This is a genomic window from Caballeronia sp. HLA56, assembly GCF_054655155.1.
Window position 1 is genome coordinate 236326 of record NZ_BAAHOB010000005.1, and the last position, 21626, is coordinate 257951.

18 protein-coding genes are annotated in these 21626 nt (G+C 64.0%); 11 read left to right on the forward strand and 7 right to left on the reverse strand.

Features of this window, described 5'->3' with window-relative positions; all coding sequences use genetic code 11:
• The first annotated feature begins 198 nt into the window (after nt 1-198).
• The 9 genes from ACYQ47_RS20535 to ACYQ47_RS20575 all read left to right on the forward strand — a co-directional run bounded on the left by ACYQ47_RS20535 (nt 199) and on the right by ACYQ47_RS20575 (nt 7880).
• Nucleotides 199-1218 (forward strand): bile acid:sodium symporter family protein, encoded by a 1020-nt coding sequence (locus tag ACYQ47_RS20535; RefSeq protein ID WP_250508459.1) that lies wholly within the window; start codon nt 199-201, stop codon nt 1216-1218.
• A gap of 270 nt (nt 1219-1488) precedes the next feature.
• Complete coding sequence (locus ACYQ47_RS20540) at nt 1489-2535, forward strand: acyl-CoA dehydrogenase (protein WP_459906601.1); 1047 nt, start codon at nt 1489-1491, stop codon at nt 2533-2535.
• Nucleotides 2523-3329 carry a PIG-L deacetylase family protein gene (locus tag ACYQ47_RS20545; RefSeq protein WP_244826769.1) on the forward strand — a complete coding sequence of 269 codons (807 nt, stop codon included), beginning with the start codon at nt 2523-2525 and terminating at the stop codon, nt 3327-3329. Before ACYQ47_RS20540 ends, ACYQ47_RS20545 begins: the two co-directional genes overlap by 13 nt.
• The gene (locus tag ACYQ47_RS20550) at nt 3326-3934 is read left to right on the forward strand and encodes a class I SAM-dependent DNA methyltransferase (protein WP_309961772.1); all 609 of its coding nucleotides are present in this window, start codon (nt 3326-3328) and stop codon (nt 3932-3934) included. The genes ACYQ47_RS20545 and ACYQ47_RS20550 overlap by 4 nt, the downstream gene beginning before the upstream one ends.
• Before the next feature lie 194 nt (nt 3935-4128).
• Nucleotides 4129-5130, forward strand: a complete 1002-nt coding sequence (locus tag ACYQ47_RS20555) for a LacI family DNA-binding transcriptional regulator (protein ID WP_459906602.1) — start codon at nt 4129-4131, stop codon at nt 5128-5130.
• Nucleotides 5131-5142: 12 nt separating this feature from the next.
• Nucleotides 5143-6387, forward strand: a complete 1245-nt coding sequence (locus ACYQ47_RS20560) for an AGE family epimerase/isomerase (RefSeq protein WP_250462623.1) — start codon at nt 5143-5145, stop codon at nt 6385-6387.
• 5 nt (nt 6388-6392) lie between these two features.
• A complete protein-coding gene (locus ACYQ47_RS20565) occupies nt 6393-7310 on the forward strand; it encodes a carbohydrate kinase family protein (RefSeq protein WP_459906603.1) in 918 nt (305 codons plus the stop codon).
• 63 nt (nt 7311-7373) lie between these two features.
• Nucleotides 7374-7595, forward strand: coding sequence for a hypothetical protein (locus ACYQ47_RS20570; RefSeq protein ID WP_244828154.1), 222 nt, complete (start codon nt 7374-7376; stop codon nt 7593-7595).
• Between the two features lie 42 nt (nt 7596-7637).
• Nucleotides 7638-7880, forward strand: coding sequence for a hypothetical protein (locus ACYQ47_RS20575; protein WP_244826764.1), 243 nt, complete (start codon nt 7638-7640; stop codon nt 7878-7880).
• A gap of 7 nt (nt 7881-7887) precedes the next feature.
• Here ACYQ47_RS20575 and ACYQ47_RS20580 read toward each other — a convergent pair whose 3' ends face one another.
• Nucleotides 7888-8535 (reverse strand): glutathione S-transferase family protein, encoded by a 648-nt coding sequence (locus ACYQ47_RS20580; protein WP_459906604.1) that lies wholly within the window; start codon nt 8533-8535, stop codon nt 7888-7890.
• 234 nt (nt 8536-8769) lie between these two features.
• Between ACYQ47_RS20580 and ACYQ47_RS20585 the strand changes: the two genes are divergently transcribed.
• Nucleotides 8770-12345, forward strand: a complete 3576-nt coding sequence (locus ACYQ47_RS20585; protein WP_459906605.1) for an indolepyruvate ferredoxin oxidoreductase family protein — start codon at nt 8770-8772, stop codon at nt 12343-12345.
• A gap of 24 nt (nt 12346-12369) precedes the next feature.
• Here the strand turns inward: ACYQ47_RS20585 and ACYQ47_RS20590 are convergent, their stop codons facing one another.
• Complete coding sequence (locus ACYQ47_RS20590; RefSeq protein ID WP_244826761.1) at nt 12370-13689, reverse strand: sensor domain-containing phosphodiesterase; 1320 nt, start codon at nt 13687-13689, stop codon at nt 12370-12372.
• Between the two features lie 364 nt (nt 13690-14053).
• Here ACYQ47_RS20590 and ACYQ47_RS20595 point away from each other — a divergent pair, with 364 nt between their 5' ends.
• Nucleotides 14054-15718: a Na+/H+ antiporter gene (locus tag ACYQ47_RS20595; protein WP_244828152.1), complete on the forward strand. Its 1665-nt coding sequence runs from the start codon at nt 14054-14056 to the stop codon at nt 15716-15718.
• Nucleotides 15719-15773: 55 nt separating this feature from the next.
• Here ACYQ47_RS20595 and ACYQ47_RS20600 read toward each other — a convergent pair whose 3' ends face one another.
• The 5 genes from ACYQ47_RS20600 to ACYQ47_RS20620 all read right to left on the reverse strand — a co-directional run bounded on the left by ACYQ47_RS20600 (nt 15774) and on the right by ACYQ47_RS20620 (nt 21610).
• Nucleotides 15774-17075, reverse strand: a complete 1302-nt coding sequence (locus ACYQ47_RS20600) for a solute carrier family 23 protein (RefSeq protein WP_250462612.1) — start codon at nt 17073-17075, stop codon at nt 15774-15776.
• Between the two features lie 293 nt (nt 17076-17368).
• Complete coding sequence (locus ACYQ47_RS20605) at nt 17369-18928, reverse strand: methyl-accepting chemotaxis protein (protein WP_244826759.1); 1560 nt, start codon at nt 18926-18928, stop codon at nt 17369-17371.
• Between the two features lie 484 nt (nt 18929-19412).
• Entirely contained in the window at nt 19413-19955 is a 543-nt protein-coding gene (locus ACYQ47_RS20610) for a response regulator transcription factor (protein ID WP_244826758.1), read from the reverse strand.
• Nucleotides 19956-19987: 32 nt separating this feature from the next.
• The gene (locus tag ACYQ47_RS20615; protein ID WP_459906606.1) at nt 19988-21280 is read right to left on the reverse strand and encodes an ATP-binding protein; all 1293 of its coding nucleotides are present in this window, start codon (nt 21278-21280) and stop codon (nt 19988-19990) included.
• Between the two features lie 90 nt (nt 21281-21370).
• On the reverse strand, nt 21371-21610 hold the full coding sequence (locus ACYQ47_RS20620) for a cysteine-rich CWC family protein (protein WP_459906607.1): 240 nt from the start codon (nt 21608-21610) through the stop codon (nt 21371-21373).
• Nucleotides 21611-21626: the final 16 nt, after the last annotated feature.

Genomic DNA, 21626 nt, shown 5'->3' on the forward strand with positions numbered 1-21626 from the left:
AGTGACCGGTCTGGCGGCCCGGTTGATGCTGCTGCATCGAAGGAAAACAAGCGCGCTCATGCGCGGTGGTAATCAATCAATCCTGTAAATGAATTTGCCTTTTCAATCGCCTACGAGCGAAAATCATGGTTTTTACTGACTTGACGCGCGCGGTACCCGAATACTTCGGCCCGTAAGCACGAGTGCGAGATCCAACCGATGGCGCGGCCCAAACTTCTTCCCGATAACTTCACGCTGGCGCTCGTCAGCACGGTCATCCTTGCGAGCTTTTTGCCTTGTCGCGGCAACGTGGCCACGGCGTTCAACTGGATCACCAACGTTGCAATCGGGCTGCTGTTCTTTCTGCACGGCGCAAAGCTTTCCCGCGAGGCGATCGTCGCTGGCGCAACACACTGGCGGCTGCATCTGCTCGTTCTGTTGAGCACTTTCGTGCTGTTCCCGTTGCTTGGCTTCGCGCTCAAGCCGTTGCTCATGCCGCTCGTCACGCCTGCCCTTTACACCGGCATTCTGTTCCTGTGCACATTGCCCTCCACGGTGCAGTCGTCGATCGCGTTCACATCGATGGCAAAAGGCAACGTGCCTGCGGCGGTGTGCAGCGCGTCGGCGTCCAGCCTGCTTGGCATCTTCATCACGCCTGCGCTCGTCGGCTTGCTCGTGACGAGCAATGGCGCGACAACGGGTTCGCCGTGGCACACGGTTGGCAGCATCGTCATGCAATTGCTCGTGCCGTTCGTGGCGGGACAGTTGCTACGCCCGGCTATCGGCAAGTGGATCGACCGGCGCAAGGCGGTGCTCAAGTTCGTCGATCAAGGCTCGATTCTGCTCGTGGTCTATGTCGCGTTCAGCGAAGCCGTGAACGAAGGCATCTGGCATTCGATTTCCGCTTCCACGCTTTTGGGCCTTCTCGTCGTCAACGTGCTGCTGCTCACCGTCGCGCTCCTGGTAACGGCCTTCACCGCGCGGCGTCTCGGTTTCAGCCGCGCCGATCAGATCACCATCATCTTCTGCGGTTCGAAGAAGAGCCTTGCTTCCGGCATTCCAATGGCGAAGGTGATTTTCGCGTCCCATACGGTTGGCGCGGTCGTGCTCCCGTTGATGCTGTTCCATCAAATTCAGTTAATGGTGTGCGCGGTCCTGGCGCAACGCTGGGGCGCGCGCAAGACCGCGGCTGAACCCCCGCGCGAAGGCAAGAACATCGCCGCAACCGCGCGGCGCTGACACGTCCATCATCGTTTCCCGACAAAGGCCGCCTCGTGCGGCCTTTGTGCATTTGAACCCGTCTGATCGATACCGTCGACTCGGCCGGACGGCGTAAGTCGATTTGCCTGACTCCTGTCCGGCGCTTTTGCTTATCCCGTCTGGCTGAATGGCGTCCGGGCATGTCGCTTGCCACACTCTTGTCCAAGTAATGCGCAAACGAGAACAGGAGATGTCCATGCGGAACGCTAGCGCCCTCCAGCACAGCGAAGATCGGGAGTGAGTCACGCCATGTCACTCGCCTCGGCCGCCGAGCCGCTTGTATCGGCATCCGCCCTGCAAGCATGTCTCGGAGATTTGTCTTTTCAGCGCGGCAACGCAGACGACACGGCTCGCGCCCTACGCGTTCTGATCGACGCACGCCTCGACCGGCTGCCCTTGCCCGGACGCGGCGCCACGCGTGAGCGCTGGCGCGCGCTCGGCGCCGTTGCCGCTTTCGACCTCGCGCTCGTCAAACTGTACGAAGGCCATACGGACGCGCTCGCCATCCTCGCCGAACTCGACGAAGAGCATCACGCCTCGAACGAAGCGTGGGGCGTATGGGCCGCCGAGCCGCCGAACGCCCGCCTTGCGGCCATCGGCAACCCGGAGTCGGACGACGTGCTTCTACACGGCGTCAAGGCGTGGTGTTCCGGAGCGGCTTCGGTGACACACGCGCTCGTGACGGCTTGGAACGAGCGCGGAGAGCCGATGCTCGCCGCCGTCGATATCCGCCAGCCGGGCGTCAAGGTGACGCGCGAAGGCTGGTTTGCCGTCGGCATGCAAGCAAGCGCGAGCGTCGATGTCCACTTCGACAACGTGCCTGCGCGGCGAATCGGCAAGCCGGGAAGCTATGTCGAGCGCCCTGGCTTCTGGCAAGGCGGCGCGGGCATTGCAGCGTGCTGGTTAGGCGCGGCGGCGGGCATTGCGCGCTTCGTCGAAAAGGGCGCGCGACGCGGCGCCGATCCGCACAAGCTCGCGCATCTCGGCGCCATCGACACCACGCTTTGCGCCACGGCCGCGCTGCTGCGCGAAACGGCGGCATTCATCGACCGCGAGCCGCAGGCCAACGCCATGCTCGCCGCCATGCGCGCGCGTCTGGCCGCCGAACGCTGCGCCGCGCATGTCATCGAGCATGCGGGCCGCGCGCTCGGAGCGGCGCCGCTCTGTCGCGACGATCACTTCGCTCACTTGATGGCGGATTTGCCGGTCTTCATCAGACAAAGCCACGCGGAACGCGACGAGGCATCGCTCGCGGAACATCTGCTCGAACGGGAGCCTGACTCATGGAAAGTTTGACGACGCAAGAGCCGAAGGCGCTCGCCGAAACCGGTGCGCCGGAGCACGACAGGGTAATCGAAGGGCGAGGCACGCCCGAGAAAAGCTGGCAGGACTGGGGCAAGCTGAGCGCGCTACCGGAAGTCGATCCCGCCGATCTCGTCCCGCTGGGCGGCCGCGCTGTCGTCGTGGCGCCACACCCGGACGACGAAGTGCTCGGTACGGGCGGATTACTTTCACGCCTCTCGGAATTAAGCCGGAACGTGTTGATCGTCGCCGTGACGGACGGCACCGCGAGCCATCCGGAATCGACCGAATGGACGCCGGATCGCCTTGCCAGCGTGCGTCCGCAAGAAACGCGGGACGCCTTGCAGCGGCTGCATCTGCGTAACGCGCAAGTCGTCCGGCTGGGCTTGCCGGATGGCGGGGCGCGACAAATCGAAGCGGATCTATCAGTACTTCTGGCTAAATTTCTTCAGCCTGGTGACATCGTTTTCACTACGTGGCGGTACGATGGCCATCCCGATCACGAGGCCGTCGGGCGCGCCACGTGTCTGGCCGCGAACGAGCTTGGTTTGCCGTTTGTCGAAGTGCCGCTTTGGACCTGGCACTGGGCGTCGCCGGACGATTCGCGCGTGCCGTGGAGCCGCGCGCGGCGCATCGCCCTGGACGCGGCAACGCACACCAGGAAGCTCCGGGCCGTGCAAGCCTTCAGAAGCCAGACCGAGCCGGATAAAACGACCGGACAAGCGCCGGTTCTGCCCGAGCATGTTCTGGCCCGCCTGACGAGGCCCTTCGAAGTCATTCTCATATGAGCAACATCAACGATCCGAAGCAGTACTTTGACCAGCTTTACAAGGACAACGACGATCCCTGGAAGATCAGGAACCGTTGGTACGAACGCCGCAAGCGCGCGTTGACGCTAGCCACGCTTCCCAACGACCGCTACGCGCGCGCATTCGAACCGGGCTGCGGCAACGGTGAACTAACGGCGCTGCTTGCCGCGCGCTGCGACGAAGTCGTCGCCACGGACATCAGCGCGGACGCCGTCGAGCTGACGCGGCAGCGCATCGCGCAATTCGACAACGTGACGGTCGAGCACATGCTGCTTCCGGACGCGTGGCCCGAAGGCAAGTTCGATCTCGTGCTCCTCAGCGAAATCGGCTACTACCTTGACGAGCCGCAGCTGTGGCATATCGTCGAACATGTGCGCCGCACGCTTACGCCAAACGGAACGGTCGTGGCATGCCATTGGCGAAAACCCATGGAAGGCTGGACGCATACCGGCGAAGACGTGCACGCGCGTCTGCGCGGTCGAATGGGCTTGCCGCTCTTGTGCCACTACTGGGACGACGACCTTCTGCTCGACGTTTGGACGCCCGACAAGCGTTCGGTACACGAGCGCGAAGGTTCGATGTAAATGTTTTCTGCTTTTTACTAAACAAACAAAAAGGCTTCAAACGCCATACAGCATTGGTCTTAGTGGTTTCCCCACCCTTTCTCCACGGTTCGTTTTGCGGTTTTTTACTATACAATCGCCGCAAAACGAATGTAGCCGGTTCGCGCTAAACACCGCCCGCGCCGCAGGAAATCCGCGGAGACAGAATCACCACGATGGCCACCACCATTCGCGATGTCGCGCGCGCGGCAAGCGTCTCGATCGGGACGGTGTCACGCGCGCTCAAGAACCAGCCGGGGCTGTCGGAAGCCACGCGCGTGCGCGTCGTCGAAGTCGCGCAGCAACTCGGTTACGATGCCGCGCAATTGCGCACGCGCATTCGCCGTGTCACGTTTCTGCTGCATAGGCAGCACAACAACTTCGCCGCCAGCCCGTTTTTCTCGCATGTGCTGCATGGCTTCGAGGAAGCCTGCCGAGAACATCGGCTCGTGCCGTCGGTGTTGACCGCGGGTCCCACGCTCGATCTCGCGCAGCAAATGCGCCTGCACGCTCCCGACGCCATCGCGGTCGCGGGCTTCGTCGAGCCGGAACTGCTTGCGCATCTGCACTCGCTGGCGCGCCCCACGGTGCTCATCGACCTGCGCGCGCCGGGCTTTCGCTCGGTGAACATCGACAACGTAAGGGGCGCGTCGCTTGCAATGCAGCATCTGTTCGCGCAGGGGCGGCGGCGCGTGGCGTTCATCGGCGGGTCGCTTGCGCATTACAGCATCGCGCAGCGCGCGCTCGGCTATCGCAAGGCGTATTTCGATGCCGGCCTGCTGTTCGACCCAATGCTGGAACTCGTCACGCACCCTGGATCGCCTCCCGATCTCGCCGCCGCCGACGCCATGCGGCGGCTGATCGGCGAGTCGCGCGCGCAATCCATTCCTTTGCCCGACGCGGTTTTCGCCTATAACGATGCAGCGGCCCTCGCCGCCATGCGCGTATGCCTCGCGCACGGCATGCGCGTGCCGGAGGACATCGCCTTCGTCGGTTTCGACGATATCCCGGCCGCCGCGCAGAGCACGCCGCCGCTTTCGACCGTGACGGTCGACAAGGAAGCGCTCGGCCGTCGTGGCGTCGACTTGTTGCTGGAGGACAATGCGAACCCGCCGGGGCAGGCCGACACGCTGGTGGGCGTCGATTTCATCGCCCGCGCGAGCTCCGGCCAGATATGAGATGAGCGATACATGAACCTGACCGCATCCCCCGTGGAAACCGCGCCGCAAGCGAGCGTCGATTTCCGCAGCCGCGACTTCCTGCTCTCGCACGTGCGCGACACGCTCGCGTTCTACGCGCCCACCGCGCGCGACGAGTCAGGCGGCTTTTTCCACTTCTTCAAGGACGACGGCCGCGTCTACGACCGCACCACGCGCCATCTCGTCAGCAGCACGCGCTTCGTCTTCAATTACGCGATGGCTTATCGCCATTTCGGCGATCCGTCGTATCAGGATTGGGCGCGCCACGCGTTCCAATTCCTGCGCGACGCCCACTGGGACGCGAAGCACGAAGGCTACGACTGGGAAATCGAATGGCGCGACGGCCAGGCGAACACGCTCGACGGCACGCGTCATTGCTATGGCCATGCGTTCGTGCTGCTTGCTTGCGCGCACGCAGCCATGGCGGGCATCGACGAAGCGAAGCCGTTCATCGACGAGACTTTCGCGCTGATGGAGCGCCGCTTCTGGGACGCCGAAGCAGGTCTCTACGCCGACGAGGCCACGCCCGACTGGCAGTTGTCCGACTATCGCGGGCAGAACGCCAACATGCACGCGACCGAGGCGCTGCTCGCCGCGTATGAAGCCACCGGCCACGTGATTTATCTGGATCGCGCGGAGAAGATCGCGGGCAACATCACGCTGCGGCAGGCGAAGCTTTCGCACGGCCTCGTCTGGGAACACTTCAAGCGCGACTGGTCGGTGGACTGGCATTACAACGAATCCGACAGCTCGAACATTTTTCGTCCGTGGGGTTTTCAGCCGGGGCATCAGACCGAATGGGCGAAGCTGCTGCTGATCCTGGAGCGGCATCGCGCGCTGCCGTGGCTTGCGCCGCGCGCCATCGAATTGTTCGATGCAGGCTTCTGCCGCGCCTGGGACGATCGTCATGGCGGCCTCTACTACGGCTTCGGCCCCGACGACACGATCTGCGATCACGACAAATACTTCTGGGTGCAGGCCGAAAGCTTCGCGGCGGCGGCGCTGCTCGGCGCGCGCACGGGCCGCGAGCGCTTCTGGGACAGCTACGACGAACTCTGGCGCTATAGCTGGGAACACTTCGTCGATCACGAGTACGGCGCGTGGTATCGCATCCTCACGTGCGACAACCGCAAGTACGGCGATGAGAAAAGTCCTGCCGGCAAGACCGACTATCACACCATGGGCGCGTGCTACGAAGTGCTGAACGCGCTCGGGTCCCATTCGACACAACGGTGACGCGCATGGCAACCGAGAAGACATCCGAGACCTTTCCGCAATTCGTTTCCGCAGGCGACATCCTCACGGACATGATCCGCACCGACGTGTCGAGCTGGCTTTCGCGTCCGGGCGGCGCGGGCTGGAACGTGGCGCGCGCTGTTGCGCGTCTCGGGTTGCCGACGGCGGCGGCCGGGTCGCTCGGCACCGATAATTTCTCCGACGATCTCTGGGACGCAAGCGTCGCCGCCGGCCTCGACATGCGTTTCCTGCAGCGCGTGGAACGTCCGCCGCTGCTCGCCATCGTCCACAAGACGCAGCCGCCCACTTACTACTTCATGGGCGAGAACGGCGCGGACCTCGCGTTCGATCCGTCGAAGCTGCCGCAAGGCTGGATGGAGCGCGTGAAGTGGGCGCATTTCGGCTGCATCAGCCTCGTGCGTCAACCGCTCGGCAACACGCTCGCCGCGCTCGCCGCGCAACTGCGTCAGCACGGCGTGAAGATCAGCTTCGATCCGAACTATCGCAACTTGATGGAGCACGGCTACGAGCCGACGCTGCGCAAGATGGCCGCCCTCGCCGATCTCATCAAGGTCTCCGACGAAGACCTGCACATGCTGTTCAAGGGCTTGTCCGAAGCGGACGCGCTCGCGCAAATCCGCGCGATGAACCCGCAAGCCACCGTGCTCGTCACGCGCGGTTCGGACGAAGCCACGCTTTATGCGGACGGCCAGGAATATTGCGCGCGGCCGCCGAGCGTCGAAGTGGCGGATACGGTCGGCGCCGGCGATGCGTCCATCGGCGGCTTGCTCTATAGCCTGATGGCGCGTCACGGCCAATGGCCCGATCACCTGAAGTTCGCGCTGGCGGCAGGCGCGGCGGCGTGCCGGCATTCGGGCGGGCATTCGCCATCGCTCGAAGAAGTGGAGGAGCTGCTCCGGTAGCACGGCGTCATACGCGTTCCATGACCGCGTGCTAGCATGATTTCGTCCTTGCCGGAGGCGCTCATGGAAGACACGACGTACACGAAAGGCATCTATACCGCGACGATCGGCGTGCGCGCCATTGACGGGGACAAGTATCAGGGTCTCGTCTCACTCGAACGCGACGACGGCGAAGACACCGAGCCGACACTCTACGAAGTGGAAGCCGCATCGGAGAACGAGCACGAAGCGCTGGAAGAAGCGCGCGCGCTTGCGCATCGAATTCTCGGTGAAATCGAACTGTAGGAGCAGCGGCGCGCCGCTGCTTATCCTGATCGGGAGGGCATCATGCCGGAGCAGGTCTTCCTCTATGGCGTCTACGCCATCCACGTCAAGCCGCTCGAATTGCAGGGCGCGCGCTGGGATGCGGAGTACGAAATCCGTCATAACGACAAACCCGTGCAAGCGTGGTCCACGGTCGGCGGCGACGGCCTTGCCGATTCCGCCGCCGCGGTCGAGCTTGCGCATCGACGCGCGGTAGCGGACATCGAAGCCGGTGCGGGAATTCCTAAGCCGCGCACGTTTCCCTAAATCTCATTCAATGCGCGGGCGGCGTGATCGCGCCGGTATGCGGCCGTAACGCGAGCCGCTCCGCTTCCCGATGATCGATCGCCGCCGCGCGTTCATGACCATCGCGCGCCACCGCCCGTTCGACATAATCGAAGAGCACGCCCTGCGGCGCGATCAGCTTCGCCATGAACGCAATCTGCAGCGTGCTCGCCGCGAGGATGTCGGCGGCGCTGAACTGTTCGCCGAGCAGCCACGGGCCTTCTTCGAGCGCGCCTTCGATGGCGCGCTCCACGCGCGCCAGATCGCCCCATCCGAAGCTCACCGTGTTTCCTTGTGCGCCGGTCATGCGTTCGGCCATCGCGGGTTCGAGACATGAACCGGTGAAGAACATCCACTGCAGAAAGCGGCCGCGCAACGGGTCGTGCGGCGAAGCGCCGAGCTTCGTTTCCGGATAGCGATCCGCGAGAAACAGCAGCAGCGCGCCCGACTCCGCCACCTTGACGTAGCCGTCTTCCAGCGCGGGCAGTTTCGACATCGGATTGACGCGGCTGAACGCGGGCTCGTTCTGTACGCCCGCGCGGATGTTCACGAACTCGAGGTCGTAGGGCACGCGCATTTCCTCGAGCATCCACAGCGCGCGAAAAGCGCGGGTCTTCGGCCAGTAATAGAGCTTCATCGGCATCCTTCTTGGGGCGATCGTCGGACGTTCAGGTTAGACCCAAAGCATGCGCGATCCCGCTTCGGGTATACGTGAGGACCCGGGCAATCGAGGAGATTCCGCTCGGTTATCTCGAAATTAATCCGATTACTTTCCGAGAGAACGCGATAGTCGGGAAGTGCGCAAAAACTTTCCGCCTTCGACAGCGAAAAATGGAGACCTGCCCCGCGTACCTAAAAGAACGGAGACTCCATGAACGCGCGTGTTCCCGCTGACTCATTCGCCTCGCACTCTAAAGAACCGGCATTGTCGGGCTATCGACTGACCGACAACCTGAGCGCCACGAGCGGCCGCATCTTCCTTACCGGCACGCAGGCACTCGTGCGGCTCGTCCTGATGCAGCGCGAACTCGACCGCGCGGCGAATCTCAACACGGCCGGTTTCGTGAGCGGCTATCGAGGCTCGCCGCTCGGCATGGTCGATCAGCAATTGTGGAAGGCGAAGAAACTGCTCGCGTCGCACGACGTGCGCTTTCTGCCCGCGATCAACGAGGAACTCGGCGGCACGGCGGTGCTCGGCACGCAGCGCGTTGAATCGGACCCGGAGCGCACCGTCGATGGCGTCTTCGCGATGTGGTACGGCAAAGGCCCTGGCGTGGACCGCGCGGGCGATGCGCTCAAGCACGGCAACGCCTACGGTTCTTCGCCGCATGGAGGCGTGCTCGTCGTCGCCGGCGACGATCACGGCTGCGTGTCTTCGTCGATGCCGCATCAGAGCGATAAGGCGATGATCGCGTGGCACATGCCGGTGGTGAATCCGTCGAACGTGGCCGACATGCTGGAGTTCGGTCTCTACGGCTGGGCGCTGTCGCGCTTTTCGGGCGCGTGGGTCGGCTTCAAGGCGATTTCGGAGACGGTCGAATCCGGCTCGACCGTCGATCTGGACGGCATCCGCCGTGACTGGCCAGCGCCGCAAGACTTCACGCCGCCGCCGGGCGGATTGCACAACCGCTGGCCCGATCTGCCGAGTCTCACCATCGAATCGCGCCTCGCCGCGAAGATAGAAGCGGTGCGGCACTTCGCGCGCGAAAACAGCATCGACAAATGGATTGCGCCGAGCCCGCGCGCCAACGTGGGAATCGTGACGTGCGGCAAGGCGCATCTCGATCTCATGGAAACGCTGCGCCGCCTCGATCTCACCATCGCCGATCTGGATGCGGCGGGCGTGCGCATCTACAAGGTCGGGCTCTCGTATCCGCTCGAAACGACGCGGCTCGAATCGTTCGTCGAAGGGCTCGCGGAAGTGCTCGTGATCGAGGAGAAAGGGCCGGTCATCGAGCAGCAGATCAAGGACCATCTCTACAACCGCGCGCAAGGTGCGCGTCCCGTCGTGATCGGCAAGACGGCGCAAGATGGCGCGCCGCTTCTGTCCGCGCTCGGCGAGTTGCGGCCCTCGCGCGTGCTGCCGGTGTTCGCGCAATGGCTCGCGCGTCACAAGCCCGCGCTCGATCGCCGCGACAAAGTGGTGGATCTCGTCGCGCCGCAAATTCTGTCCAATATCGCCGATGCCGTGAAGCGCACGCCCTACTTCTGCTCGGGCTGTCCGCACAACACGTCGACGAAGGTGCCCGAAGGGTCGGTGGCGCAGGCGGGCATCGGCTGTCACTTCATGGCTTCGTGGATGGAGCGCGACACGACCGGTCTCATTCAGATGGGTGGCGAAGGCGTCGATTGGGCTTCGCATTCCATGTTCACGAAAACGCCGCACGTGTTTCAGAACCTGGGCGACGGCACCTATTTCCACTCGGGCATTCTCGCGATTCGTCAAGCCGTGGCCGCGAAGACGAACATCACGTACAAGATTCTCTATAACGACGCCGTCGCGATGACCGGCGGCCAGCCCGTCGATGGCAGCATTTCCGTGCCGCAAATCGCGCGGCAAGTGGAAGCCGAAGGCATTGCGCTGCTCGTCGTGGTCAGCGACGAGCCCGAAAAGTACGACGGCCACGAAGATCAGTTTCCGCGCGGCACGACGTTTCATCATCGCGACGAACTCGATGCCGTGCAGCGCCGTCTGCGCGACACGCCGGGCGTCACCGTGCTCATCTACGACCAGACCTGCGCCGCCGAAAAGCGCCGCCGCCGCAAGAAAGGCGAATTTCCCGATCCAGACAAGCGGCTCTTCATCAACGAAGCGGTGTGCGAAGGTTGCGGCGACTGCGGCGTGAAGTCGAACTGTCTATCGGTCGAACCGGTGGAAACGGAGTTGGGAAGAAAGCGCCGCATCGATCAGTCGTCGTGCAACAAGGACTATTCGTGCGTGAATGGCTTCTGCCCGAGCTTCGTCACGCTCGAAGGCGCGAAGCTCAAGAAGGCGGAAGGCCACGCGTTCGATCCAGCCGAACTCGCGCGAAAGGTCGATTCCCTGCCCTTGCCGCAAGCGCATCTCGACGCTGCGCCCTATGACATCCTGGTCACGGGCGTAGGCGGCACGGGCGTGGTCACCGTGGGTGCGCTCATCAGCATGGCGGCGCATCTGGAAGGCAAGAGCGCGTCGGTGCTCGACTTTATGGGCTTCGCGCAGAAAGGCGGCTCGGTGCTGTCGTTCGTGCGCTTCGCCGCGACCGATGCGCTTCTGAACCAGGTGCGCATCGACACGCAACAGGCCGACTTGCTGCTCGCTTGCGACATGGTGGTGGGCGCGAGTCCCGAAGCCTTGCAAACGGTGCGGCACGACAGAACGAAGATCGTCGTGAACACGCACGCCATCGCCAACGCGAGCTTCGTGCAGAACCCCGAGGCGAATCTTCACGCGGATGCGCTCATCGACAAGATGCGGCACGCAGCCGGGCCCCATGCCGCCGACGCGCTCCGAAGCTGCGATGCACAGGCGCTTGCCACGCGCTTTCTCGGCGACACCATCGGCGCGAACATTCTGATGCTGGGCTTCGCGTGGCAGTTGGGGCTCGTGCCGTTGTCGCACGCGGCGCTCATGCGCGCGCTCGACCTGAACAACGTGGCGGTGGCCGCGAACAAGCTGGCCTTCGCCATCGGACGGCTCGCGGCGGCGGATGCGAGCGCGCTGGAAGCGCTGGCGGCATCGAAGGAAAACAAGCGTGTCGCGATGGCGGACATGCCCTTGCGCGAGCTGATCCGCGACCGCGAGGAACGGCTTCTCGCGTATGGCGGCGCGAAGTGTGTCGCGCGTTATCGCAAGCTCGTCGAGGCCGCATCGGGCGATGACGTCCTCACGCGCGCCGTTGCGGTCACGTTCTACAAGCTGCTCGCGGTAAAGGACGAGTACGAAGTCGCGCGCCTCTACACGGACCCGGCGTTTCGCGCCGCGCTCGCCGCGCAGTTCGAAGGCGCGGCCGGCGACGACTACACCGTGAAGTTCAATCTCGCGCCGCCCGCCATGTCACGCGCGCCGAAAAAGAAGGTGTTCGGTCAATGGATGTGGTCCGTGCTCGGCGGCTTGTCGAGATTTCGCGCGCTGCGCGGCACGGTGCTCGATCCGTTCGGCAAGACGCTCGAACGGCGCATGGAGCGTCAACTCGCCAGCGATTACGAACTCACGATGCAACGCGCGCTCGCCAACCGCGATACGCACAACGCGCAAGACGTGCTGGCGCTTGCCGCGCTCTTCGAACGCGTGCGCGGCTACGGTCACGTGAAGCTCGCCAGCCTCGCGATGGTCAAGCGCGGCGAACGCGATATCGCGGCGCGCATCGGCATTGAAGCGGCGACGGGCGACGCGGTGCGCGCGTCCGTCGAAACGATGAAGGGCGCATCGAGCTTGAAGGGAATTCCGGTCGTCGTGGCGAAATGATCGGGACGTGTGACGCCTCGGCTCTCAGACGAGCTCGTCGTCCGAGATCCAGTCGATGTCGCCGCACAGCACGCAGCGCTTGCCGTCGAGCCGCGTCTCCACCGACAACGTGACGCAAGGCATCGCCTCGTTGATCGACAGATACGGCTTCGTCACGTGCACGCGCTCCGGCTCGCCGAGCGCCGCCCGAAAATACGGCCGGCGCAGCCAGTTCGCGCCTTGCGCGTCGATCAGCGGGAGAAATCGTGCTTCGTGCGCCGCGCGGTCGGCGCGCAGCACGACATTGCGGCCCGCCTGGCGACCGTTGGCGTCGAGCAGGAAGCAGCGGGCGGCGTTATCGAGCGCGAGGAAGTTCCAGCACACTTCGTCGAGCGGCTCGCCCGCCGCAAGCCGTTCCGCCGCGCGCTCGAAGGCACGCACGTAGGGTTGCAGACGCGTCGCCACGCGCCGTTCGCGCGCCTCGGTCTGCAAGCGGTAGCGCTCGGTGAGTTCGCCGATGACGGTTTTCGCGTGGTCGCCATCCGCGAGACCCGGATGCGGCCGCGCGAAGAAGAAGCCCTGCACGAAGTCCGCGCCGCTCGCAAGCGCCAATTGCGCCTCGTGTTCGGTCTCGACGCCTTCTATCAGCACGAGCTTGCCCGCTTCGTGCAGCAAGGACACGATGCCCGAAAGCACTGCTTCCATGTTCTGCCGCTGCTTGATCGTGCGCGACGACGAAGGCGCGTGCACGTTCTGCCCGGCGTGCGACAGCATCACGCGATCTAGCTTCACGATATCCGGATCGAGTTGCCAGATGCGTTCGATGTTCGTATGTCCCGCGCCGAAGTCGTCCAGCGCAATGAGAAAGCCCTGATCGCGGAACTGCTGCACGGCGAGCGCGAGCCGTTCCATGTCTTCGGCGCTCTGCTCCAGCACTTCGAGCACGACGCGGCGCGGCTCGATATGCAGCCGCTTGAGGTTGGCCATCAACGCGGCGGCGTGATACGGCTCGGTCAGCGCGCCGGGATGCACGTTGAGAAAGAGCCATTCGGTCTGCGCGCCCAGCATCTTGAAGTTTTCCAGATGCAGCGCCTGCGCCAGCCGGTCGATCAGCATGGCTTCGCCAATACGCGATGCCTGCCCGAAAACATCGACCGGAGGAACCGGACGATCGAGCGAGTCATGCGCGCGCAACAAGCCTTCGTAGCCGACCGCGCGCATATGCGAAAGGCTGAAGACCGGCTGGAAGACGCTCGAGAGCGTCAGGTCGCCATGTTCGACGGAATAGCGGTCGAAGCCCGAGGTCACGCCCAGTTCGAAGCTACGCGTGGTGACCGTCGCTTTTTCCGGATTCGCGATCACCATGTCCGTGCCCTCCCGCAAAACGCCGAATCTCTTGCCTGGCCAAGCCTGACCGGTCCCGCCCCGGCCCCGTCCAATACCGATTTCATAGAACAGCCCTCGTTGATCTGCCGGGAGTCTTGCGTCCCCCGTGGCTGACGATTAAGCAAGCTCCATGCGAGCAATGCATGTGGATTTGTCGGCGTTTTAGGTGGAATGTGCACCGCTATCAGGCGATTTCGCGTGCATGCGCACCTCCGCGGTGCGAGCGTCGTATATCACCGTATATCAACCCTGACCGGCTCACGCGATAAACTTTCGCGTCGCCCGAACAATGCTAGACGGCATCAAGGGCTTTCGCCTCTTTGCGTCGTGCAGTACCGCACATATGGAAATCGTCTTCACCGTACTCATTCTTCTGATGGTGGTCGCGCTGTCCGGCTTCGGACTGAGCCTGCTTCCGGTCAAGCTGCCGCTGCCGCTGATCCAGATCGCCATCGGCGCGGTGCTGGCGTGGCACGGCTTCGGGCTTCACGTCACGTTCGATCCCGAACTCTTCATGCTGCTGTTCATTCCGCCGCTGCTTTTCGCGGATGGCTGGCGCATTCCGAAGCGCGAGCTCTACATGCAGCGCCGCGCGATCCTCATGCTCGCGCTCGGCCTCGTGTTCATCACGGTCGGGCTGCTCGGCTACTTCCTGCACGCGATGATTCCCGAGATGCCGCTGCCCGTCGCGTTTGCGCTCGCGGCCGTGCTTTCGCCGACGGATGCCGTCGCGCTGACGGGCATTGCCGGGCGCAATCGCATTCCGCCGAACCTCATGCATATCCTCGAAGGCGAAGCGCTGATGAACGACGCGTCCGGCCTCGTCGCGCTGAAGTTCGCCATCGCGGCGGCGCTCACCGGCGTGTTCTCCCTGCGCGACGCGACCATCAGCTTCTTCATCATCGCGGCGGGCGGGCTCGCCATCGGCGCGGCGATCAGTTGGGCGATCACGGAGATACCCGCGCGCATCCTCAAGTTTTCCGAGGACGACGACCCCGCAGCGGGCGTCATTCTCACCGTGCTGATTCCGTTCGCCGCCTACGTGATCGCCGAGCGCGCGGGTTGCTCGGGCATTCTGGCGGCGGTATCGGCGGGAATGATGATGAACATCCAGAGCCTGCGCGACAGCATTCCGAGCGCGGTGCGTATCCGCATGACGAGCACCTGGGCGATGATCGAGTTCGTCTTCAACGGAATGGTGTTCATTCTGCTCGGCCTGCAGTTGCCGCACGTGATCGGGCAGGCGCTGATCGAAGCGCATCACGATGGCGACGCGCAAGTAGGCCTTTTGATCGGCTATGTGCTTGCGACCGTCGTCGCGTTGTATGCGTTGCGCTTCGTGTGGGTATATTGCCTGCGCTGGGTGGCGAGCCGCAACGCCGCGAAACAGGGCATTGGCGCGGCGCCCGGTTTTCGCACGCTCGCCATGACCACGATTGGCGGCGTGCGCGGCGCGGTCACACTCGCGGGCGTGCTCTCGCTGCCGGTCACGCTCGATAACGGCACGCCGCTCGCGGGTCGCGACGTGGCAATCTTCATCGCGTCGGCGGTGATCCTGGTGTCGCTAATCATTGCGGTCATCGGCTTGCCTATTCTCTTGCGCGGCACCGCGCGCATCGACAAGCCCTACGCGGCGGAGGAGCGCATGGCGCGGCGGCGCATCGCGCAGGCGGCGATACGCGCTATCGACGACACGCACGAGACGCTGATCGAGCAGATGGACGAAACGGCGGCGGCGCGCTGCACGGATTCATCCGCGCGTGTGATGGGCATTTACCGGCGAAGGCTGGAATCCCTCGGCGATGAGGAAGCGCCACGCGTGGCCGCGAAGAGAAGCGAAATGGTCGAGACACGGCTGCGCATGGCCGCGATGCGCGCCGAGCGGGCCGAGTTGTTCAGGTTACGCGCGGCTCAGACGATCAACGACGAGACGTTGAACAAGCTCATCCGGGAGATCGATCTGGCGGAGACCGCGCTGGTGAACCGGAAGCGGGGGTTGTCGGCTTGAGAGCATGCTCTCTTGCCTGCGCGTGCGTTCCACCGGGCGCGCAGGCGCTTTGTCATCAGACCACGCCCGACCCACGCCGGCGCAGCAGCGCATACAGAATGATCGCGCCGAACGTCGCGGTGCCGATCCCGCCAAGCGCGAAACCGCCGAGTTTGAGCGTGAAGTCGCCCGCGCCGAGCACGAGCGTGACGGCCGCGACGATCAGATTGCGGTTATCCGAGAAGTCCACTTTGTTGACGACCCAGATGCGCGCGCCCGTCACCGCGATCAGCCCGAACACCACGATCGACACGCCGCCGAGCACCGGCCCCGGAATGGTTTGAATGACCGCGCCGAACTTCGGCGAGAAGCCGAGCACGATGGCGAACAATGCCGCGATGGCGAACACGAGCGTCGAATAAATCTTCGTGACGGCCATCACGCCGATGTTCTCCGCATAAGTCGTCACGCCCGTGCCGCCCGCGAAACCGGAGACGATGGTCGCCAGTCCGTCGCCGATGAACGCGCGTCCGATGTAACGGTCGAGACTCTGTCCCGTCATCGCGCCGACCGCCTTGATGTGGCCGAGGTTCTCGGCGACGAGAATGATCGCGATGGGCGCGAGCAGGGTCATCGCCTGCGGTTCGAACACGGGCGCGGTGAAGTGCGGCATGCCGAACCACGCGGCGTTCGCGACGATCGAGAAGTCGATCGGTTTGCCCATGCTCATGCCATTGGTCAGCACCGCGTAGATGATGTAGGCAATCGCCAGCCCGATCAGAATCAACAGGCGCTGCGCCATGCCGCGCGCGAACACGGCCACGCCGCCCACGCAAAGCACGGTGACGAGCGCCATCCACGAATCGAAGTTGCTGGCGCTCACGCCTTTCACGGCGATAGGCGCGAGATTCAGTCCGATCACGCAGACGATCGCACCGGTGACGACGGGCGGCATCAGCGCTTCGATCCACTTCGTGCCGACCGCCGTGACGATTGCACCGATGATCGCGTAAGCCACGCCGCACGCCACGATGCCGCCGAGCGCAACGGGAATGTTCATGTTCGGGCCGTGGCCGCTGTAGCCCGTCACCGCGATGACGAGCCCGATGAACGCGAAGCTCGAACCGAGATAGCTAGGCACGCGTCCGCCGACCAGCACGAAGAAGAGCAGCGTGCCGATTCCCGACATGAAAATGCACAGATTGGGATCGAAGCCCATGAGAAGCGGCGCGAGCACGGTCGAGCCGAACATGGCGACGACGTGCTGAATGCCCATGGCGAACATCTGCGGCCAGGGCAGGCGCTCATCGGGGCCGACGACGCGGCCGCCTTGCGCATCCGGCTGGACGGGCCAGCGCGGGAAATAGGGATTGGACATGGGAAACAACTCCTTCTCGACATTGACGCCGTTTCGTGCGGCGCGGGTGTTCTGGAAACTGGCGCGAGTTTACGGAGTGGGATGCAGGGTGGCAAGCGAGGTGATATTACGGGAGGCTTGCGGCGATGAGCGCTTCGCACGCATCGTTGCGAAAGGCGCATTGGCGCCGAGATTCATGCGCGGCCCGCTCGAACGCGACCGCACGATGAGCACCGAAACGCTAGCGCGTCCGCTGCTCGCCGTCGGCGACATTCGACGCTGGCCGCCATCGCAAGCGGCCAGCGCGAACCGAATTACCCGCGCCCGTCCAGTTCGAACACCGCGACCGCGCCCTTCAGTTGCTCGGCCTGATCGGCCATCGCGCCCGCAGCGGCCGCCGCTTGCTCGACCAACGCCGCGTTCTGCTGCGTCACCTGGTCCATTTGCGCCACCGCGCGATTCACCTGTTCGATGCCCGCGCTCTGCTCGTGCGAGGCCGCCGAAATCTGCGCCATGATGTCCGTCACGCGCTGCACGGCTTCCGTCACTTCGGCCATGGTCGAACCCGCGCGCTCGGCGATCGCCGCGCCGCTGTCCACCCGCGCCGTCGACGCTTCGATCAGTTCCTTGATCTCCTTCGCCGACATCGCGCTGCGTTGCGCAAGCGAACGCACTTCACCGGCGACGACCGCGAAACCGCGTCCTTCCTCGCCCGCGCGCGCCGCTTCGACAGCGGCATTCAGCGCCAGGATATTGGTCTGAAACGCGATGCCTTCGATCACCGCGATGATGTCCGTCATTCGCTTGGAGCCCGCCGCGAGTTCGCGCATGTTGTCCACCACTTCGCCGACGAGTTCGCTGCCGCGCGTCGAGACATCCGATGCGCCGCGCGCCAGGCCGCTGGCTTCATCGGCGTTGCTGGCGTTCTGACGCACGGTCGCAGTGAGCTGCTCCATGCTCGACGCGGTTTCTTCCAGCGACGCCGCCTGCTCTTCCGTGCGTTGCGACAAGTCGGTGTTGCCTTGTGCGATTTCACGCGATGCGAACAGAATCGATTCGCTCGAATGCCGGATGCCGCCGACGATCTCCGCCAGCTTCACGCTCATGTTGCCGAGGCTGTGAAGCATGCTGCTGTCGTCGCCCGGACGCGTTTGCACACGCGCCGTCAGATCGCCTTCCGCGATACGGTTCGCAATTTGCGCCGCATAGCCCGGCTCGCCGCCGAGCTGCGCCGACAGCCGCCTGCCGATCAAGACCGCGAGCAAGCCGCCGGCCGCCATCGCGCCGAGCACGAGTGCGAGCATCACGACGCGCATCGTCTGGTATTCGGACGCCGCGTTGTTGCGTGCGCCGGTTGCGCGCTCACGCTTGAAGTCGGCGAGACGTTCGAGCGATGCGCGCGCTTTCTCGCTGGCATCGATCGCACGGGCAATGAGACCCATCTGATCGACGTCCGTCGGCATGGGTTTCGTGCCGATCTGCATATGCACGATGTCTTCCCATCCGGCGATAGCCTGCGCCGCCGAGTCGTAGAGCGCGCGGCCATCCGTCGTCGTCATCGTGGGGCGCAGGTTGTCGAGCGCCTGATGCATGCTTGCGAGCGAGGCGGTCATGCCCTCCTTGAGCTTCGCCTTGCCGGCATCGTCGGCGAAGGTGAGATTCGCGGCGGCGAGGTCGGTGTTCAGCTTGTGCTTGTTGGCTTCCTCGACCCAGTAAAGGCCGTCCATGTGTTTCGCGCCGATCTCGCCGATCAAGCTGTTCATCTTCGCCAGCGATACGACGCCGGTCACGCCCACGCATGCGGTAAATACAATCACCACCGCGAATGACAGCACGAGCTTGCCAAACACGGAAAGGCGGTCAAACCAGTTCATCGATGTCTCCTCTGTCGACCAGCGCTTCATCGACCGGCGTTCGAGCGTCGAGCTTTCCGCGCCGGTCCGTCTGGTCCCACGCCCCGCAGACGACGCCCACGGACGGCGTGGTGCGAACTCAGGTTCGCGCACAGAGAGCTTTACGGCGCGGGTTGCGGCCTTCTTGAGATCGAATGCGGAGAATACGGCGGATGAGATGTGAGGCGAAAGGCGGACGAAAACTGGCGTTGTCATGCAAGCGCTGGACGCTTGCGTTGCGCGTGCGCGCTCGCTGTCGTTCAGTGCTGCGCCGAGGATGCTCGCCGCCTTCAAGTTCCTGCTGAATCGCAGCTTTCTAGGAGTCTTCCTAGATTCGGAATAATCGTATATTTGGCCGCAACGAGTCGACGTATTCTTTCCCTGTGCGTATTCCCCTGTATATGCACGTAGTCGTTGTAACTCTCCGATTACCGCCCTCGTTCCCCCGGCTTGGGCGGTTCTTTTTTTATTGGCGCACGGGCTTCTTCGCCAGCTTCCGCTGCAACGTCCGCCGGTGCATGTTGAGCGCACGCGCCGTCGCCGAAATATTGCCGTTGTTCTCGGCCAGCGCCCGCTGAATGTGCTCCCATTCGAGCCGCGCCACGGAAAGCAAAGTCGGATTCTCAATCGCTTCTTCCGCCGTCTGCTCGCTCGCCTGTTCATGCAGCGCGGCGAGAATGGACTCGACGTTCGCGGGCTTCGCCAGATAATTGTCCGCACCGTCCTTTACTGCCTGAACCGCCGTCGCAATGCTCGCGTAGCCCGTCAGCACGAGAATGCGCGCGTCCGGCTGCAAGTCGCGCAGTGGCGAGACAAGACGCAAACCGGAATCGTTACCGAGGTGAAGATCGACCGTGATCTGGCCGAACTTGTGCTGATTGGCGAGCTTCAGCGCTTCGCTCGCGTCGTGCGCCTGATGCGCGGTGTAGCCGCGCCGAACCAGGCCGCGCGCGAGAATGCCCGAAAAAACCTCGTCGTCGTCGATGATCAGGAAATTCATGTCGCTCATGCTTCTTTCTCCAATGTTGGCCGGCGTCGTGCTCACGCCGCGCCGCTTGATTCGGTTCGTGCATCATCGGCGGGCGATGCGCCGATATTCGGCAGACGCAGGATCGCGCGCGTGCCGCGTGGCTGATCCGCCGCGAGTTCTATCGATCCCTGCAGGCGCGCCGCCGCCGCGAACGCAAGGTATAGCCCGACGCCGTGGCCCCCCTGCGTGCTGTCCACTGGCGCGGCGCCCAGGCTCGAACGCAGCGCGGGCGGAATGCCCGGCCCGCGATCGCAAATATCGAAGCGCACCATCTGCACGCCTTCCACCCGTTCAGCCGATGCCTGCAAAGTCACGAGCTCGCTGCTCGCGCGCGCCGCGTTGTCCAGCAAGATCGTGAGAATCTGACCGATGGCAACGGAATCGTCGATGGACATGGACTCCGGCGTCTTGCCCGCATGCTCGAACTTCACTTGCGGATGCCGCAGCCGCCATTGCTCGATGAAGCTCGCGAGCCATTCGCGAAGCGGCTGGCGATTCGACGGCCCCGTCGCGCGGCTGCGCAAGCGCGCGAGCGCCGAGGTGCACAGCGCCATCTGCTGTTCGAGCAATTCGAAGTCGGCCGCGTAAGGCGCGAGGTTGCGGTCGTGCGCGGCGGAATCGCGCAATTCCTCGCTCAGCATTGCAATGGTAGACAGCGGCGTGCCCATTTCGTGCGCAACGGTGGCCGCCTGCACACCGAGCGCAACGGCGCGTTCGTCGCGCAGATGACGTTGCTGGGCGTCGGCGAGCGCGGCGTCACGCACGCGCAGCGCCCGCGACATGCGTGCGACGAACCAGCCGATCAGCCCGACGCTCACCATGAAGTTCACCCACAGACCCGTGCGGAAGTAGTCGAACAGATTCGATGGATTCTCTATGTTGAGCGGCACGTAGTTGTAGCTCAGGAGCGCATAACAAGAGACCGCGAAGAGCGCGAGCCACGCGGTCATGGTCCACGGCAGAATGGCCGCGGAAATGGCCAGCGACGGCAGATACAAGGTGACGAACGGATTGGTCGAGCCGCCCGAGAGAAACAGAAGCGCGGAGAGCGCGCCTAAGTCGACCCACATCTGGCCGAAGAGTTCGACATTGGTTTCCGGCTGAGCCCGCGCCACGCGCAGCCACGTCAGCCCGTTGAAGAACATTTCGAGCGCGACGACGAGGAGCATGGCCGGCAAGGGCAGCTTCGCGCTGTAGAAAATCTGCACGACGGCGATGGTCGTCAACTGGCCGATGATCGCCAGCGAGCGAAGCCAGAAGAGGTGACCGAGGTTGACCCGTCCGGTATTGGTTATGCGATGCATCGGGTGATTGAGTGCGTGCGGTCCATGCGACATTATCCCGCTTGCGCCTATAGTGAAACCGAACGTGGCGCGATTTGTCGCACCCTAATATCAGCGTGACGCTTGGCCTATCTCCGCCGCCAGGCATGCGCGGCACAGGCAAGTCGAGTCCGGCCGCAAGCGTTCGCGCGGCAGCGCGGGCAAGGTTGCGCACCAGCACGTCGCAGCGCCGGCGAGCGCGCCGCAATGAAACGCCGCGCCGCAGCGCGTGCACCGTTGCGTCGCGTCGGAGCCTGATTGAAGCGTTACGTTCATCATCGTTTCATCGACATTGACAAGCGATGATCGCATGCCCGGCCGCCATGCC